This window comes from Dryocola boscaweniae, from assembly GCF_025215095.1.
GTDB lineage: Bacteria > Pseudomonadota > Gammaproteobacteria > Enterobacterales > Enterobacteriaceae > Dryocola > Dryocola boscaweniae.
The window spans coordinates 168,363-183,807 of sequence record NZ_JALHAP010000074.1; the positions used below are offsets into that span (position 1 = coordinate 168,363).

Here is a 15,445-nt window from a genome sequence, read left to right on the forward strand (position 1 = left end):
GCGCAAGGGGAAAACGGGCGTCATTATAGAGAATACCGCGCCGTGACGAAACCGTTTGCGTAGAAATAAACGCATTACTTGTTGCTGTATAAAAAGCAGGCGAAATATCCGAATAAGTTGCGCGCTGGCGCTTTGTTAAGCAAAATGCGCCTCATCTTGTCACTGGACCATGCTTATAAATGACCATTGTTAGCTAAGACCTGAAGCACCGCAGACCATTAACCATTTGAAAAGATTTAAGATTAATTATCTGCTTATCGGTGTCGTAACCGTGTTGCTGGCTGTGGCGCTTTGGCCCTCCATTCCCTGGTTCGGAAAAGCCGAAAACCGTATCGCCGCCATTCAAGCGCGGGGAGTTTTGCGCATAAGCACTATTACGTCTCCCCTGACCTATAGCGTAGTGAACCATAAAGCTTCGGGGCTTGATTATGAGCTGGCCCAGCAATTCGCCGATTATCTTGGCGTGAAGCTTCAGATAACCGTTCGCCCAACTATCAACGCGCTGTTTGACGATCTGGATAATGGCGACGCCGATCTACTCGCCGCCGGCCTGGTCTATAACACCGAGCGTAGCCAGCATTATCAGGCAGGTCCAACTTACTATTCCGTCTCCCAACAGATGGTTTATCGCGTGGGCAGTCCGCGCCCTAAAACGCTGGCAGGCGTAAAAGAGAACCAGTTGGTTCTGTCGTCGGGCGTAGCCGTCCTGAGCGATCTCCAGACGCTGAAGGAAAGTAAATATCCGAACCTGTCGTGGAGCATCGATAACAAGCGCACCAGCAACCAGCTCTTACAACAGGTAGTGAACGGCAGCATTGCGTTTACTATTTCGGACTCCATCGCGATTAGCATTTTCCAGCGCGTTCATCCACAGCTCGCGGTAGCGCTGGACGTGACTGACGAGCAGCCGGTAACCTGGTTTAGCGTGCGCGACGGCGACGACAGCCTTTCTGCGGCGCTGCTCGACTTTTATAACAAGCTTAGCAGCGACGGCATTCTGGCTCGTCTGGAAGAGAAATATCTCGGCCACATCGGGGATTTTGATTACGTTGATACCCGCACTTTCCTTAACGCGGTAGATACCGTTTTGCCGGACCTTAAGCCGCTGTTTGAAAAGTACGCTACGGATATTGACTGGCGCCTGCTCGCCGCGATCTCTTATCAGGAATCGCACTGGGATAACCAGGCGACCTCCCCTACCGGCGTGCGCGGCCTGATGATGTTAACCAAAAATACCGCGCAAAGCCTGGGTCTGACGGACCGGCTCGACCCGGAGCAGAGCATCAGCGGCGGTAGCCGTTACCTGAAGGATATGATGGGGAAAGTGCCGGAGTCGGTGCCGGAAGATGAAAGGATTTGGTTTGCTCTGGCAGCCTACAATATGGGCTACGCTCATATGCTTGATGCAAGGCAGCTCACCGCGAAACTGAAAGGGAATCCAGATAGCTGGGCGGATGTAAAAGTGACGCTGCCGCTGCTAAGCCAGAAGCAGTACTACAGCAAAACCACTTACGGCTACGCGCGCGGTCATGAAGCCTACTCATACGTTGAGAATATCCGTAAATATCAGTTGAGTCTGGAAGGCTATCTCCAGGAGAAAGAAAAGCTGGCGGCGCAGGAGGCAAAATTTGCTGAGGCTTATCCGGCGGTAGCGCCGGTGGAACTGGCTACTCCGCCTTATGGACCCTTTCCTTTAGGGCCTTTTTCTCCAGACGCCGGGCACGGAAAAACTCACTCAGCGTTGCCGAACACTCTGCTGCCAGTACGCCCTCAATAACTCCCACCTGGTGATTCATGCCAGGATGGCCGAGCACGTTCATCAGCGAGCCAATCGCACCGGTCTTCGCATCGCGCGCGCCAAATACCAGCGTGCCGATACGGCTGTGAATCATCGCCCCTGCGCACATGACGCAGGGTTCAAGAGTGACATAAAGCGTGGTGTCCAGCAGACGGTAATTTTGCAGCACCATTCCCCCCTGACGCAGCGCCATAATTTCCGCATGAGCCGTGGGATCGTGACGGCCGATTGGGCGATTCCAGCCCTCGCCAATGACCTTATTTTCATGCACTAATACTGCGCCAACCGGAACTTCCCCTTCTTCCCATGCACGACGTGCAAGCGTTAGCGCGTGGCGCATCCAGTATTCATGGGTAAATTCACTTTCTGACACAAGTAACTCCTGGCAATTAAGGCGCGGCGCATTATACACACCGCTTACTGGATGCGAAACGCGTTACTCGAGCTGCTGAAGCTGCCCCTGCGGGGTGACGCGCCAGCGGTGCTGGCAGAAGTAGAGCAGCGGGTTATCCTGATTGCTGTCGCTGTAGCCGCTGTAAAGCTGAAGGGGCGTACCGATTTGCTGCTCAAGCTGGGCCACTTTTTCGTGCCCGAGGCAGCGTAATGTCAGCACCCAGCCGCCGTGCGAGCGCTTCATCTGGCTGGCGATAAGCTTCACTTTGGGCAGCCAGGGCGTATCGTAATATACCTGCTGTACCAGCGGCTGCGGCGAGCCGGTAATAAGCCAGACATCCGCATCTGAACTGGTGAGATATTCGGTAAGCCGTTGCTGCACAACCGGAAAAGCAGTCACACGGGCGCGAAACCAGGTGACAAAGCTCATCTCAAGTTGCTTCAGCCGCGCTTCGCTGTGTCCAAAGGTAGCGCTCCAAAGCAGCAGGCTCATCGGCCAGCGCGCGGCACGGCCTTTAATCAGCAGCGCGCCGCCTATTACCGGCAAAAGCGGAATAACAAGCAACAGATTGAGGGGCTGATGGCGCAGCAGATAGCGCAGAAAACTGCCGAACATATCCTGCTGATGCAAGGTGCCATCTAAATCGAAAAAAACTACCCGACGCTCATTCTGATTTGCCAAACGGTACTCCTTTGAATCGTTGAATCCCATAAGCCGTGTAAAACGCCTCTGACGGCAGCCGTTATCACAAAGCCTAACAGATAGACTCTCAACTTTCCGGTAACAATCTTCAGGCGCGGTTTCATTGAATATTTAATTCTCTCAGCCGGCGTAATAACGGAATACAACATTCATTTAGAGACTAAATTTACGTTATCATCTAACAGACCCTGATTTTGAATTGGCCCGACGGAGAGGAAATGAATTGTTTACTGCGTATCCGCCAGCGTTATCCCACTCTGGCGCAAAGTGACCGTAAACTGGCAGATTTTCTGTTGGCGAATCCTGACAAAGCTCGTCATCTCAGTTCGCAGCTTCTCGCGCAGGAAGCGGGCGTCAGTCAGTCAAGCGTGGTTAAGTTCTCTCAAAAGCTAGGCTTTAAGGGCTTTCCGGCGCTTAAGCTTGCCATCAGCGAAGCGCTGGCCAGCGGCCAGGATCCCCACTCCGTACCGGTTCATAATCAAATCCTTGGTGACGATCCTTTAAGGCTTGTTGGCGAGAAACTGATAAAAGATAATCTCGCCGCCATGCATGCAAGCCTTGATATCAACAGCGAAGAAAAACTCCTGGCAAGCGTTGCAATGCTGCGTAATGCGCGGCGCGTGCTGGTTGTAGGTATTGGCGCATCGGGCCTGGTTGCGAAAAATTTTGCGTGGAAGCTAATGAAAATTGGCATTAACGCCGTAGCGGAGCAGGATATGCACGCCCTGCTGGCAACGACGCAGGCCCTTAGCCCGGACGATGTCCTTTTCGCCATTTCCTACTCGGGCGAACGCCGCGAGATTAACCTCGCCGCCGATGAAACCTTACGCACTGGCGCAAAAATCCTTGCCGTAACCGGCTTTACGCCAAACGCATTACAGCAACGCGCAACGCTTTGTCTGTACACCATCGCTGAAGAACTGGCGACGCGCAGCGCAGCAATATCATCCACCAGCGCGCAGATGATGCTGACAGATTTACTGTTTATGGCGCTTGTTCAGCAGGATCTGGAGAATGCGCCGGATCGTATTCGCCACAGCGAGGCTTTGGTGAAGAAGTTGGTTTGATTCGGGCATGGGAAATACTTGGGTAAAAATGATAAACTTTCCGTGAAAATCTCTAAACTCAATGAAACCAGGCAGAACAGTAATGAAAGTTTTTATAATAAATTTAGCGCGCTCTGTTGACAGAAAAAAAATCCTTGAAAGCTGAGCCAAAGAGATTGGTTTAGAGGTGGAGTTTATAGAGGCTGTTGACGGGCATCTTTTTAATGAAAACGAAATCAAACAACATACACGTCCACTCAATTATGCATTTTTGAAAGGTGAGGTAGGATGCGCTCTTAGCCACCAAAAAATCTATAAAAAAATGATAGCGGATAATATTGACCAAGCTGTTATTTTCGAAGATGACATTAGCCTCCCTGATAACATCGCCGATATTATTGAGCATATTAAAATAGATAATAAAAAATCATCAATCGTTTTGCTTAGCCGTGTAAATCGGTTTCGCACAAAACCGTTGAAAACAATCACACAAAATTACAAACTGCATAAAATGCATCAAGCGACTACGGCTCATGCCTATATAATAAATAAAAAAACCGCCCAAAATATGCTCGATTTTATGTACCCAGTTTGGATGGTTGCTGATAAATGGGATTTTTTCGAAGACCATTCTATTGCCAATATCGATTGCATCATTCCGGCCCCGGTTGTTCTCAATGATTTTTCTCTATCCTCAACTATCAATATTGATAATGAAAGCAACACAATCCATAAGAAGAAAAAAGAAATCTGGGGAAAAATTATTAAAAAAAGACCTCTGTTAGCTAAAATTAAACATCGTTATCGTCGAGCCATCGTTCCATTATTCTCTTCAATTACCGTTCAAAAGAAAGGCGCTTAATAAATGTATGGCAAAAAGCCGCTAAAAAGCGGCCTCTATTATGCAAGCCTGACAATGTAGTTAAAAACTATGTTTTTTACAGTGTTTTCTGCGTTACCTACTGCGGATATATTAATGGTATGCCCATGTGCACCCATTGCTACTGTATGACTATGGGAGCCAATACCTACAGTGTGGTTATGTGCGCCAATTGCTATTGTGTGAGTATGGTTACCCGAAGCAACAGTATCAACCACAGCTTCATAATGATTGGTACTTGAAAATGAATTGCGATCCACATACGTTCCTGATCCTCCACTATCCTTCCAAGTTGGGACCTTATGTGTATGAGCTCCCGTTGTACTCGTAGTCTTCGTCCCATAATCAAACGTGCTGGAAGTCTTAGTACCATAGTCAAAAGCGCTGCTGGTTTTGGTGCCAAGATCGGTGCTGCTTGCGCTGGCAGCATGCGTATGCGATTTGATGCCGTCCATTTCCTGCGAAAGCACCGCTCTGCCTGTGGCAGGTTTACCTTTGATCATCCAGCCGCGCATATCCGGAATCACGCCTGATGGGTAAGCCAGCGCCAATAAAGGATAAGTCGTTTTATCAAACGATTGCCCTTGCATGAGCGCATAACCGGCAGGCGGAGTGTCCGAAGGCCATGCAATTGGGGCACCCACAGGGAAGCAATCCTGAGGAGTCCAGGGAGTCCATGCCCCGGTCGAATATTGTGAACGGATATAAACTCGGCTGCTGTTATATACGATATAAATCTGAGTAATACCGGCATTTTTATAAATTAATAACGTCCCCGCATTATTTTCAGGGTAGCGCAAAGCAGCCGACGCATTCGCATTTGCAGGTTGAAAATAAATACCGGCAGTTTTATAGGTATCCAGATTCTGGTTTGCCCCCAGTTCGATAGCCTGGCCGTTTAATATATCCTGAGATGTCACATTTATATCAGCGGAAAGAGAATGGCCGTTGATATTGCGCGAAGTGGAAACACCGCCAAGATTGGCTAATGCGGTAGCCCCGCTGGTCACATCCGCCAGGTTATTTCCCTTCTGCAAGGCATTAACTATACGCGAGTCATTACCTGCGGCAACAGTCCCGGCAGCGGTGCCGACATCGAGTACTGCCGCACCTTTCAACCCCAGATTAGTACGAGCGGTGCTCGCGTTGGTTAACTCTGAAAGATTCGAGGCTACCTTCAGGTAGCGGCTGTCCAACTGACTGGTCGAGTTATTTAGCAAAGCTTTTAACAGCGTCGCCTGAAGCGTATCCAGATTGCCGTTATCGAGAACATCATTTCCTGATTTATTCGCCATAAAACTGGCCACGACAGAAGCAATAGTCGAGGCCTGACGCCAGACTTTATTTAACTCTTCGCTGCGGGCTATGCCGGCCTGAAAACCGGTGTCTTTTGCTTCTAAAGCTTCGTATTCAGGTTGTGACAATACGTTGGCAAATTCGCCCGTGGCGAACGCCTTAAAATCATTTACAGGCATGGTTAACCCTCGGTAATTTCGTAATGAACGGTGATGCCGCCAGGCTTAATGGCAAGATATCCCTGACGGATAATTTCTTTGGTGATATTAGAGATAGATTTTCCTTTAACTGAAACCGTCATGGTCATATCCTGATTATCAGAAAAGGAAATAAGGATGTCTTTTTTTGGGTAAATATTTTGCAAAATGGCAGGCAGCGTTTCATTCGTTCCATCCCAGTTATTTGCACCAATTTTAGCTCGCAGTACCGTGCGATAATTACCATCGTCAAGATCGATAAACCCAAATTCTGCATCGTAGCGATTTTTCCAGTAACCGTAGTCGAAACCGAGATCCACGCTATCCAGAGAAAAGAAAAAATCCTCAATAGGCGCCGTTATTCTTCGCGTTTGTCCGATCCATTGCCCCAGAATATCAAGCTGAGCCCCACTGGCTTTATCAAGATCAAAATGTGGAATTAAACTGTTATTTACAAGCTGCTGCGCGGTAAATGCTGTTGTCACTGCCTCTACGGTAGTAAAGAATTTCGGGGCTTCCTGTTGCCAGGACGGGATCAGTTCACTGTATCTATTGCTCATACCGACACCGTTATGATGTTTATATTCGCGATGGTATTGGTTACCAGTTCATTAAAAGCAACGTCCATATTGGCGGTGGAAACGCTTTCCGCCGTTTTACCGATTTCTATCGATAAAACGTCATAAGTATTTCCTCCGCTGGCAACATCAAGCGTTGCAGGAACAAAGAGACGAGATAAATAAAGCGTGTCGCCAATATTTAAGGCGTTAATAAACTCACTTACCGATTCTTTCACGCCGTTGCCGATATCCGTGGTGTATCCCATTAACGGTTTGAGTTTTATTTCAACGTAAACGGGGATTTCGGTAGGACGGAAGTAATGGATTGGTTTTACATTCCCGTAGCTGTCGATAACATTTTCTGTCGTCGTGCCGTAGGTAGGGACGCCAGGCGTTTTCTTTAACGCAATAGCTTTGGCGATACTACTGGCGTCGCCGCCGTCGATAACTACCGCAATATTATGCGCAGGAATGCCGTTGCCATCGGTTGTTTCGGTATCGTTATCAAACACCCGCAAACGTGCAACGCCCGGCAAATTAGCGAGCGTTCCCTGTAAACCTTCAACAACCGTTTTCGACGGAAGCGCAACCGACTGAGCCTGTCTCTGGCGTAACTCAGCGTCGGTTTCTGTCACCCGCCCTTCTGTCGCCGCGGTAAGATTCGTTACGCTCTGCCAACCGAGAGTTGGCGTGGCAATTTCGGTTATATCACCGCTTAATGCACCGACCGCACCCGCAACCTGGCATACCGCTGTCACCGTAGCCTTGCCATGAAGATCGAGTGTGGTTTCGGTAGGCAATGACCAGACGTTTCCCGCCGTATCACGTACCTGGCCATTTTTAATCACGGTGCCAACTTTTCCCGTCAATTCCAGATCGACAGTAGAATTGCTCGCCAGCTTACGCGCGATACCGTTAATTTTTACGTTACGGGATAGCCCTTCGCCCATGCCGCTAAGCGGGCTAAAAGAGTTATATGCGGCAATGGTCGTGTTATTACAGCCGTGCATGGCGTAAGCAATAAGAGAGAGTAATACGCCGTCTTTGCTGTCCGGTTCGATATAAATATCATCGCCGTATATATCCCGAAATATCACTTTCCATTGTGCCAGTATGGTCTGAAAGTCTGGCGCTGAAATACCGTCCTGGGTAATAGTCGGCACCATACTGTTAATCACGTTTTCATACATCGACAGTTACCTCTCCATAAAGGGTGTCCAGCGTAACGCTATAAGTCAGACGCCGAGTGTTGCTGTTATTTTGAGTATTAAATACGGTGATGGACTTCACGCCCTGGGTGCCTGAAATGCGATCGCGAATAGCCAGCGAATAAATATCTTCGCTATGTTTTCCAAGAACCGACTGGACATACGGCGTACCTTCGGCTGTATCAAGAAACCATTCACCCCGCCATAACGAAAGCCGGGTTTTAACCGCCTGCGCTACGGCCTGCGCGCTGTCGTTTAAAAAAGCAGCATCGCCACGGCCAAACGCATAATCATTATCGATTTCTTTACGGTATTTCATCGCGGGCCCCCTGTGTTGCTACCGCCGCTTTGTACACCGCTGTGCGTGTGCGTCGTCAGACTTATACCTCCAGCATGCACCTCGGTATCGACGCTAACCGGGCCAAGCAATGCGGCACCGCCTCCCGCCGCGCCTTTGCCCTGGCTGAGCGGGCCGTTAATCGTGACGGCCCCATTGAGCACTATGGTCGGCGAAGTGATTTCTGTACCCCCCTCCGCTTTTGCCGTTAGTTTCCCCGGCGTGCTCAGCGTAATGGCATGTCCGGCTGCAACCTCAATAAATGCCGTGCCGTCATCCGTTCTTAACTGCGCAGCACTAGTGCTTATGCCGCTGATTTTTTGGATCTGCGACTGTGGCCCAGGGATAGCAAAGGCATCGGACAGCGAGTGCTGACGTTCGTTTACGGGTTCCTGCGTCCCCCCGTTTTGCCACCAGAAGTCGATGGCGCGGTCGGCAAATATCACCAGGCATTCATCGCCCTTTTTAATCGGAAACGTCAGCGTGCAACCTCCTCCGCGAGGGAATACCACCGGGACGTCCACGAGCAATGGATAGCTCACCGAGCTTGAGGAGCCATCGCTGGCGTTTGCCATGCCTTTAATCGCCGGGGCGATGGTGCAGGTGACCGTTTCTGGATCGAAAGTTTGAATAATGCCCGGCAGGGCGACGCGGAGATCGTTACTTAGTGCAGCACTTGACGCCGCCAGGGTTTCGGCCAGTTCACCGCTCAGGGCCGGTGTAGTTAAAGCCATTAGTTGCTCCTTTCAGGATATTTGTTGCACGGGGCGCTACGTCGGCCTTTTTGTCTGAGGATTCTCTTCAGGAAGGTCGTTTGCGCCTTTCGCCCGGCACATTAAATTCATATACCAGTCGTTACCTCGCGTATCGCCGTTATAAGTGATGCCATACACTTCATAGACGCCATCCTTATTGCTTTTACCCTGCGAGGTCGACCTGCCAGTCAGCGTGTTTAAATCTGGCGCCGTCTGGTATATCGAAGACTCATTGAGCAAAACTTGCCCCATTAAACGGATGTTGGGATTAATCAGGCATGTCGCGTTAATGCCGGCTCCCGTCGTGCTCTGCGGCATGCCTGTCAGGCCATTGGCGCTATTAAGCGGGACAGGAGGATGTGCAATATGGTCTTTGCCATACATCTCAAGCCGGTCGTCGAGCAATTCCCAGCTTGCATCGCAGAGCTTTGCTATCTGCGACAGATAGCTGCTGACTTTGCCGTGAAAGGTATAGCCACGCGGGAAAATCGTCGTTGGGAAATCTGGCAGCGCCCCGCCAACAATGTTGTAGGGTTTCAGCCCTGCCAGGGCCAGGTCGTACATATCTTTGACGGTATACCCTTTTGACAAAGTAGCGCTGATCGTCGCGTAAGAGAGGGCTTCATGGCCATCGATAGCCTGCACCAAAAGCCAGGTGTCCGGCGTGCTGTCACGTCCGTCGATGGTAATGCGAATATCACCGCTGAAGATAAGGCCATAGTTGCGCCCTCCACGCAGGCCGGGATCGTCGGGAGATATTTCATGTATTACGCCAACTTCGCTTTCGCTAATAACAGGCGTCAGCCCGTCATACCCGGCAAACAGACGAATTTTCGAAAACTCTTTATCGATGATTTTGTTCGCGGTATCAGGAGCCAGGTTATAGATTTTCAGCTCAGCGACTTTAGGAGCCGCTCCGCTAAACCACTGGACTTTAAACGTGGCTTTGAAGCCGCTCAGCTTTATCCCGCCCCCATCCGCTCTGAGCAATTGCAGTTCAAAATGACGCAGCCAGTTTTGACTCATAGTGTCTCCATTAAAAAACCTGCCGCAGCAGGTTTTTAGTATTGGGTGGCGAAGTAGAGGTGACTGCGCAAGCCGAGATTGGTTTTGGTGGGATATTCCTGAGCCACATCATCAGAGACGACGTACAGGCCGCCGGTCAAGCCGAGATGCTTGTAAGGCGCGAGCAAATCTGCGCCGGTTACCAACGGGATGCCGTTAATAATCGGCGTGTCGTCTGTTTCGAGAAGATCAAGGATCCAGCCAGCCTCATCGCGGTACATCACACGCAGCCGAAGCTGCCTGCTGCCGAGCCGAATAGTGAAAATCTGGTTATCCGCACTAAGCGGTATTTCTGCTACTGACATCATGGCTCCGGTCAGGCTTGAGTATCGTTAAAGGGGATCACGGTTACCGTTCCCGCAGGGAGGGTGGTTTTAGTGCCACCATTTTGCAAAGGCGCGGTGCTGACGCCATTCTTCATAGCTGATTTATCAGCAGTAGGGATATTTTCCGTTGAGGAAAACAGAACCTCAGTCAGAGTGAGTGAACATGAGAGAATGTGCTGAGTTGTTTTATCTGTGGTGACATCAATCTGGCGCATAAGCATATTGCTGTAGGTTCGTTTACTCGTCACCACTTCGAAGGGCTCACACGTTTTTTGCAGATCGAGAAGCTGCTGATAGACCTCCGCAGGGTTTAATCCCACCGTTACTCCAAAGGCCGCCGTATCGGCAAAATCCAACAGCGAGCCACCGCTGGCGAAACTACAGTCAATCGTCACTTCACCGGGTTTGGCCCAGGCGTGATCGCTGATATTCGCGCCTGCCTGTACGGGATGAGAGGCGATTTCAATGCTATCGCTATGTTTTTCTCTCACCACAACCTGCGGGACGATAAAGCCAATATGCCGGGTTCGGCTTTGAAAGAGGGCCGACATGATATTCATCAGCTTAATCCTCCTGAATATTGCTGCGTCTGGCGGGCGTAAACGTTTAGCTGTCGCCGTTCGACTTCCTCCCCCACGGCGTAAGGATCGCGGGCGTTATAAATGGCAATGTCAGTTTTGTTATTCCAGGTTGGCGAACTGACGTTCCCGGATGCAGGCTGAGTTAAATCGCTGCTCCAGGCGTAGCGTTGATTATCAGAACCATAGCCTTCCGGCAGCAGTGCGGATGTATCTGGAGAGGCGAGGTTATCCATTACCTTTGGTAATAACGCTGAAGTGTTACCCTCTTCCCGGCGAGTAGTTTTCTTTTCACCGTTTGTTGCCCAGTCAACGAAACCGGACCAGGCCTGGGTTGCTTTGTTCTCTATGTAATTCGCCCCTTTTTGCGCAATCCAGCCCGCAGGAGTATTCGTTAAGCCGCCAGTAATCAGATCCTTGCCGATGTTGGCTACTTCAGACCAGTTTCCGTCCTTAAGCGCGCCAAGCAATTTGCCGATTTTTTGCAGCGTTTCACCCAGCCCGTTGAAGTTATCAAGCAGCCCCTGAAAAAGGGTCGAGATGGACCACGAACTGAAGTCGATCCCCAGCAGTTCCATAAAACTGCTAAAGAGATTTTTAACGATGTTTGCCAGTCCGCCAATCGTTTGTGATGCAAGCGTTATAACAGGTTCCCATTTTCCCCAGTCAATTAAGCTGTCGCTTCCCGATTTCCATTTCTGGTAATCGTTGTAAAGCAGGCCGATTGCAGCAACAAGAGAAAGGATAATGCCGATGGGTGAAGCCATAAATGCGCTGTTGAGCACTAACCAGGCACCCACCAGGCCCGCCAGCGCAGCGATTAACGTTTGAGATTCGCTATCGAGCGTATCCCACCAGCCTGCAACATCAGTGACCAGATCAATAATACCGCTCAGCGCATCGGCAAAGACCTCACCGAACCAGATGACGGCTACGCCTGCCTTATTAAGCACATTTTCAATCTGCGGGGCTTTAGAGAGTAATTTTTCCGTAAGGCTCGTGATGGGATTCGAGAGACCTTCCGCAAGATCTCCGCTCAGCTTCTTGCTAAAAAGATCCACGACGGAGGACATTTGCCGCCATGAAATCATAAACTGACTGGATTGCCCGGCGCTTTTTTTTGCATTTAAGTCAGTTGCTTGCAGTAGGTTCTGATAGTCATCAACGTACTGAGCAAGCCCGCGATGCATAGCGTTAAGGGTATTTTCATCAATGCCTAATAAACCGGCATGAAGACTGGCATCGTTTTTATTCATGCCTCCTAACGATTCAGCCAACTGTAAAAAAACATCGCCGTTATCACGCTTTGTGCCATCGTCCTCACGCGTCGCCACTCCCATGTTATTGAGGAGTATTTCGCCATCTTTATCGTTTTGCCATAACGCGGTTACATTCTTAATCGAGCCTTCCACAGCGTTTTGATCGCCACCGGATTGCTCGGATGCATATTTTATGGCCTGGTATTTATCCACGCTGACATTGAGCGACTGAGCTGACTGAGCGTCTTTTTCCATTCCGGCAAGCGTTGCCAGGAAAGAGTTGCCCAATTTTGCTGCCGGCTGGACAACGACCTCATTAAGCCTTTTCAGGCCATTAGCCAGTTTTTCATACGTGGTTGTTTGTTCCGGAGCCTTATCTGACGCCAGTTTATTTTCAATATTGATAAAAACAGCGCTTAACCGGTCGGCCAGACCTGCCATCTGGCCAGTAAATTTTTCGTCTTTCCCTATATCAGGCAGCGAAGCATAGGGGACAAGCTGCGTGCTATCGCTCATTTTCCTCTCTCCAGCGTGCGATGCGGGCCTTGTTATCGGCCTGCATCTCCAGGTAATCGTTCATCAGCGCGATGTCATATAAATCCACCGCACCGTTTTTCAGATCCTGCCAGTTCAACCCGAAAACCTCCGCCGGGCGGAGGATATAGTCTTCCCCGCCCGGCAAGGTATCGAGCTTTAAGCTGCCTGCCGTTCCTGAAGTTGGCCGCCTGGGAGTTCTTGCAAAAAATTTCCCAGTGAATCGGCTACCACCCGGGCCACCAGTTGCAAAAGCGTCATCAGATCGATGTCATCAAAGGCCAGCGCGCCGCCATGAAATACCGGTACCCAGGATTTCATATGGCTGCGTGCGACAACGTTAAGACAGGGAAATAACACCGCGTTACAGTCCTCTTCGCTGAGGTCAGAGAGCGTACGGGCGATTTTTGGCAAGACGGTTTCGAGGGCGTCGCTGCCCTCTTTGCTTTGTAAACCACGAAAATCACCGACGATACCCGCCAGTACCGGCAGCAGCTTACGAGCCACCTTGAGCTGATCGAATACGCTGAGTTTGCCGATGCGGTAATCTACATCTTTAAGGGTAATTTCCATGGCTTAAAACTCCCCGAGAACCTGGTCGATTTTGCCGCAGTCGAATGCCCAGGCGATGCTGCCGCCATCTTTGCCGTTTTTGTTATCAGGCAATTTATTAAAGGCCACCATGCTCGCGGTGATGCTGTCGCCGGAAGCGGTATTGCGGACAACAATTGTATTGCGCCCCCACGTTGCAGAAGAGAGCGACTGAGCGTTATACGCCTGCATGAGTTTTTTATTCGCCGGAGAAGTTTTCATCAGCGTAATGGTGATGGTGCCGCTTTTATCAGGACTCATGCTCTGCATGACTTCGCCATCAATCCCAATGGTCATCGTATTTTTAGCGTTGGCCATCGCAACCGCGATACCCTCTTCGGCGTTAGCGGAACCCGCGCCAAGATCAATAATGCCGGTCGGGCCCGCAAAGGATGCGGTGACATCCATAAAAGAATAAGTGCTCATTTAACTCTCCTTAACGAACTACATTAATTTCAACATCGGCAAAGTGCACCGCACCCGCAAGCTTGCAGGCCACCTGGATTACCGGGGCTTTGCGAGCTTCACGATCGGACTGGGCCTGAGCCGTAATAGCCGGGGCATAGACGTAATAACCTTTGGTTAGCGTATCGCCCGCTACCAGTTGCCCTATCTCTCCGCCGTTCCAGATGCCCGGCGCCACCAGGCCGTTGGTAACTGCCTGCCTCATGGATTGCTCAACGTTTGCGAGCAGGCGGGTAACGCCAGCATCGGTCTGCGGAATTTTGGTGGTGCTGGTAAACAGCAGGTTGTAGAGGTTGGTCTGCACATAGTTTTGCAGCCAGTCGAGGCCATGGCGCTCATCAATGAAATCGCCATTGCACATCACGCCTTCCTGAATAATGGCGGTGTCATTGTTGTAGTTAACAAAAACGTTGGCATTTTTTACCGCCAGCGCATTGGCCTGGCTTTGCGTCAGGTATTCCGCAGTAATGCCGGGCTCCTGCTTAAACTTCAGAGTAATGGTGGTGTTGTTGCCGTTAAAATTAACGGTAAAGGCCCGGCCGAACAGGGATGCCGCCGCAAATGGCGTGGCGCTGGAATACTGGCCGAAGGTGCGGGAATATTTTGCCGCTTTCAGCCTGCTGAGGATGTCGGTAGTGACATCGGTATCCAGCGCGCCAGTGCTCTGCGTGGTATGGCCATAGATTCGCGATACGCTATCAGACTCCACTATAGCCGCCACGGACAGCACGTCTTCGTCACTCAGCGCCCCGTCGGCGATGACAAGTCCATACCAGTCGGTTGAATGTCCGGACAGCGCGGAAATGCATTCGCTAATGCTTTCGCTTGTCTGGCCTTCTACCGGTTGGGCGCCTGCGGCCTCGCTCAGACCCAGCAAGGCAGAAAGATCTGTACCTTCCGGGCTGGCATCTGCATAGCCCACGGCGGAACCAGCGCCGGTTGTAATTGAACGAACGCTGAAGCGGCCGCTCGTGGCATCCCATTCGACAGTGCTGCCGGCCAGGGCATCCTGAATACGTCCGGCAACGCCGTTAAGATTGGTTTCGCCACTGAGATCGATTTCCGTAATCGTGCTCTCTTTGCCGTCCAGCACGATGCGCATCGCGCCGTCAGTCACCGCCGTAAAGTTACTCATCGTCTGCTGATTAGCGGTAAGGATGGCTCCGCGTAACCGTGCGGCAGCTTCGGTTTTTACCCAGCGGCCGATATACAAATCTACCGGCTGTGGAGACTGCTGATAGTACAGGCTTGCCGCTTTGTACTCCGGCGTATCAAGGCCAAAATCCGCCGCGACTCCGCTGATGCCGGAATAAGCGCGCATCCGCTCCTGGGCATCGATAACGTCGCTTGCCCCCACGATCAGCAAGGCGCCGTAGTTGCGGGACTGGGCCGCGCGCGCGGCCATGCTCACCGTCACATTGACGATGTTAGAGACAGGTAAACCCTGTGACATA

18 protein-coding genes are annotated in these 15,445 nt (G+C 50.7%); 3 read left to right on the top strand and 15 right to left on the bottom strand.

Annotated elements, in window-relative coordinates:
* The first annotated feature begins 226 nt into the window (after positions 1 to 226).
* Positions 227 to 1,777, top strand: coding sequence for a membrane-bound lytic murein transglycosylase MltF (gene mltF / locus MUA00_RS06795; protein WP_271122250.1), 1,551 nt, complete (start codon positions 227 to 229; stop codon positions 1,775 to 1,777).
* Here mltF and tadA read toward each other — a convergent pair.
* Both tadA and yfhb read right to left on the bottom strand, forming a co-directional pair.
* Positions 1,668 to 2,171 (bottom strand): tRNA adenosine(34) deaminase TadA, encoded by a 504-nt coding sequence (gene tadA, locus MUA00_RS06800; protein WP_271122249.1) that lies wholly within the window; start codon positions 2,169 to 2,171, stop codon positions 1,668 to 1,670. The genes mltF and tadA overlap by 110 nt on opposite strands.
* Before the next feature lie 63 nt (positions 2,172 to 2,234).
* Entirely contained in the window at positions 2,235 to 2,873 is a 639-nt protein-coding gene (gene yfhb / locus MUA00_RS06805) for a phosphatidylglycerophosphatase C (RefSeq protein WP_271126722.1), read from the bottom strand.
* 239 nt (positions 2,874 to 3,112) lie between these two features.
* Between yfhb and MUA00_RS06810 the strand changes: the two genes are divergently transcribed.
* Entirely contained in the window at positions 3,113 to 3,961 is an 849-nt protein-coding gene (locus tag MUA00_RS06810) for a MurR/RpiR family transcriptional regulator (RefSeq protein ID WP_271122247.1), read from the top strand.
* A gap of 166 nt (positions 3,962 to 4,127) precedes the next feature.
* Positions 4,128 to 4,802, top strand: coding sequence for a glycosyltransferase family 25 protein (locus MUA00_RS06815; RefSeq protein WP_271122246.1), 675 nt, complete (start codon positions 4,128 to 4,130; stop codon positions 4,800 to 4,802).
* A gap of 38 nt (positions 4,803 to 4,840) precedes the next feature.
* Here MUA00_RS06815 and MUA00_RS06820 read toward each other — a convergent pair whose 3' ends face one another.
* From MUA00_RS06820 to MUA00_RS06880, 13 genes are read right to left on the bottom strand one after another with little or no spacing between them, the layout of a single operon-like run.
* Positions 4,841 to 6,295: a tail fiber protein gene (locus MUA00_RS06820; RefSeq protein ID WP_271122245.1), complete on the bottom strand. Its 1,455-nt coding sequence runs from the start codon at positions 6,293 to 6,295 to the stop codon at positions 4,841 to 4,843.
* A 2-nt stretch (positions 6,296 to 6,297) separates the two neighbouring features.
* Positions 6,298 to 6,873, bottom strand: coding sequence for a DUF2612 domain-containing protein (locus MUA00_RS06825; RefSeq protein WP_271122244.1), 576 nt, complete (start codon positions 6,871 to 6,873; stop codon positions 6,298 to 6,300).
* The gene (locus tag MUA00_RS06830; RefSeq protein WP_271122243.1) at positions 6,870 to 8,063 is read right to left on the bottom strand and encodes a baseplate J/gp47 family protein; all 1,194 of its coding nucleotides are present in this window, start codon (positions 8,061 to 8,063) and stop codon (positions 6,870 to 6,872) included. Before MUA00_RS06830 ends, MUA00_RS06825 begins: the two co-directional genes overlap by 4 nt.
* Entirely contained in the window at positions 8,056 to 8,400 is a 345-nt protein-coding gene (locus tag MUA00_RS06835; protein ID WP_271122242.1) for a hypothetical protein, read from the bottom strand. The genes MUA00_RS06830 and MUA00_RS06835 overlap by 8 nt, the downstream gene beginning before the upstream one ends.
* Positions 8,397 to 9,152, bottom strand: coding sequence for a Gp138 family membrane-puncturing spike protein (locus MUA00_RS06840; RefSeq protein ID WP_271122241.1), 756 nt, complete (start codon positions 9,150 to 9,152; stop codon positions 8,397 to 8,399). Before MUA00_RS06840 ends, MUA00_RS06835 begins: the two co-directional genes overlap by 4 nt.
* A gap of 36 nt (positions 9,153 to 9,188) precedes the next feature.
* Positions 9,189 to 10,199: a hypothetical protein gene (locus MUA00_RS06845; protein WP_271122240.1), complete on the bottom strand. Its 1,011-nt coding sequence runs from the start codon at positions 10,197 to 10,199 to the stop codon at positions 9,189 to 9,191.
* A 35-nt stretch (positions 10,200 to 10,234) separates the two neighbouring features.
* The gene (locus tag MUA00_RS06850; protein WP_271122377.1) at positions 10,235 to 10,543 is read right to left on the bottom strand and encodes a phage baseplate plug family protein; all 309 of its coding nucleotides are present in this window, start codon (positions 10,541 to 10,543) and stop codon (positions 10,235 to 10,237) included.
* Between the two features lie 11 nt (positions 10,544 to 10,554).
* A complete protein-coding gene (locus MUA00_RS06855) occupies positions 10,555 to 11,124 on the bottom strand; it encodes a phage baseplate protein (protein ID WP_271122239.1) in 570 nt (189 codons plus the stop codon).
* On the bottom strand, positions 11,124 to 12,917 hold the full coding sequence (locus MUA00_RS06860; RefSeq protein ID WP_271122238.1) for a phage tail tape measure protein: 1,794 nt from the start codon (positions 12,915 to 12,917) through the stop codon (positions 11,124 to 11,126). The genes MUA00_RS06855 and MUA00_RS06860 overlap by 1 nt, the downstream gene beginning before the upstream one ends.
* Positions 12,907 to 13,035 carry a DUF6889 family protein gene (locus MUA00_RS06865; protein ID WP_271122237.1) on the bottom strand — a complete coding sequence of 43 codons (129 nt, stop codon included), beginning with the start codon at positions 13,033 to 13,035 and terminating at the stop codon, positions 12,907 to 12,909. Before MUA00_RS06865 ends, MUA00_RS06860 begins: the two co-directional genes overlap by 11 nt.
* Before the next feature lie 59 nt (positions 13,036 to 13,094).
* Positions 13,095 to 13,508 (bottom strand): phage tail assembly chaperone, encoded by a 414-nt coding sequence (locus tag MUA00_RS06870; protein WP_271122236.1) that lies wholly within the window; start codon positions 13,506 to 13,508, stop codon positions 13,095 to 13,097.
* Positions 13,509 to 13,511: 3 nt separating this feature from the next.
* The gene (locus MUA00_RS06875; protein ID WP_271122235.1) at positions 13,512 to 13,952 is read right to left on the bottom strand and encodes a phage structural protein; all 441 of its coding nucleotides are present in this window, start codon (positions 13,950 to 13,952) and stop codon (positions 13,512 to 13,514) included.
* Between the two features lie 10 nt (positions 13,953 to 13,962).
* The gene (locus MUA00_RS06880) at positions 13,963 to 15,444 is read right to left on the bottom strand and encodes a DUF3383 domain-containing protein (RefSeq protein ID WP_271122234.1); all 1,482 of its coding nucleotides are present in this window, start codon (positions 15,442 to 15,444) and stop codon (positions 13,963 to 13,965) included.
* Between the last annotated feature and the right edge of the window lies 1 nt (position 15,445).

Coding starts and splice junctions, on each gene's coding strand:
- MUA00_RS06835 (WP_271122242.1), bottom strand. CDS start 8,400: ATGAAATACCGTAAAGAAATCGATAATGATTATGCGTTTGGCCGTGGC.
- MUA00_RS06880 (WP_271122234.1), bottom strand. CDS start 15,444: ATGTCACAGGGTTTACCTGTCTCTAACATCGTCAATGTGACGGTGAGC.
- MUA00_RS06830 (WP_271122243.1), bottom strand. CDS start 8,063: ATGTATGAAAACGTGATTAACAGTATGGTGCCGACTATTACCCAGGAC.
- MUA00_RS06810 (WP_271122247.1), top strand. CDS start 3,113: ATGAATTGTTTACTGCGTATCCGCCAGCGTTATCCCACTCTGGCGCAA.
- MUA00_RS06840 (WP_271122241.1), bottom strand. CDS start 9,152: ATGGCTTTAACTACACCGGCCCTGAGCGGTGAACTGGCCGAAACCCTG.
- MUA00_RS06875 (WP_271122235.1), bottom strand. CDS start 13,952: ATGAGCACTTATTCTTTTATGGATGTCACCGCATCCTTTGCGGGCCCG.
- MUA00_RS06850 (WP_271122377.1), bottom strand. CDS start 10,543: ATGTCAGTAGCAGAAATACCGCTTAGTGCGGATAACCAGATTTTCACT.
- MUA00_RS06855 (WP_271122239.1), bottom strand. CDS start 11,124: ATGAATATCATGTCGGCCCTCTTTCAAAGCCGAACCCGGCATATTGGC.
- MUA00_RS06820 (WP_271122245.1), bottom strand. CDS start 6,295: ATGCCTGTAAATGATTTTAAGGCGTTCGCCACGGGCGAATTTGCCAAC.
- MUA00_RS06870 (WP_271122236.1), bottom strand. CDS start 13,508: ATGGAAATTACCCTTAAAGATGTAGATTACCGCATCGGCAAACTCAGC.
- MUA00_RS06825 (WP_271122244.1), bottom strand. CDS start 6,873: ATGAGCAATAGATACAGTGAACTGATCCCGTCCTGGCAACAGGAAGCC.
- MUA00_RS06845 (WP_271122240.1), bottom strand. CDS start 10,199: ATGAGTCAAAACTGGCTGCGTCATTTTGAACTGCAATTGCTCAGAGCG.
- MUA00_RS06860 (WP_271122238.1), bottom strand. CDS start 12,917: ATGAGCGATAGCACGCAGCTTGTCCCCTATGCTTCGCTGCCTGATATA.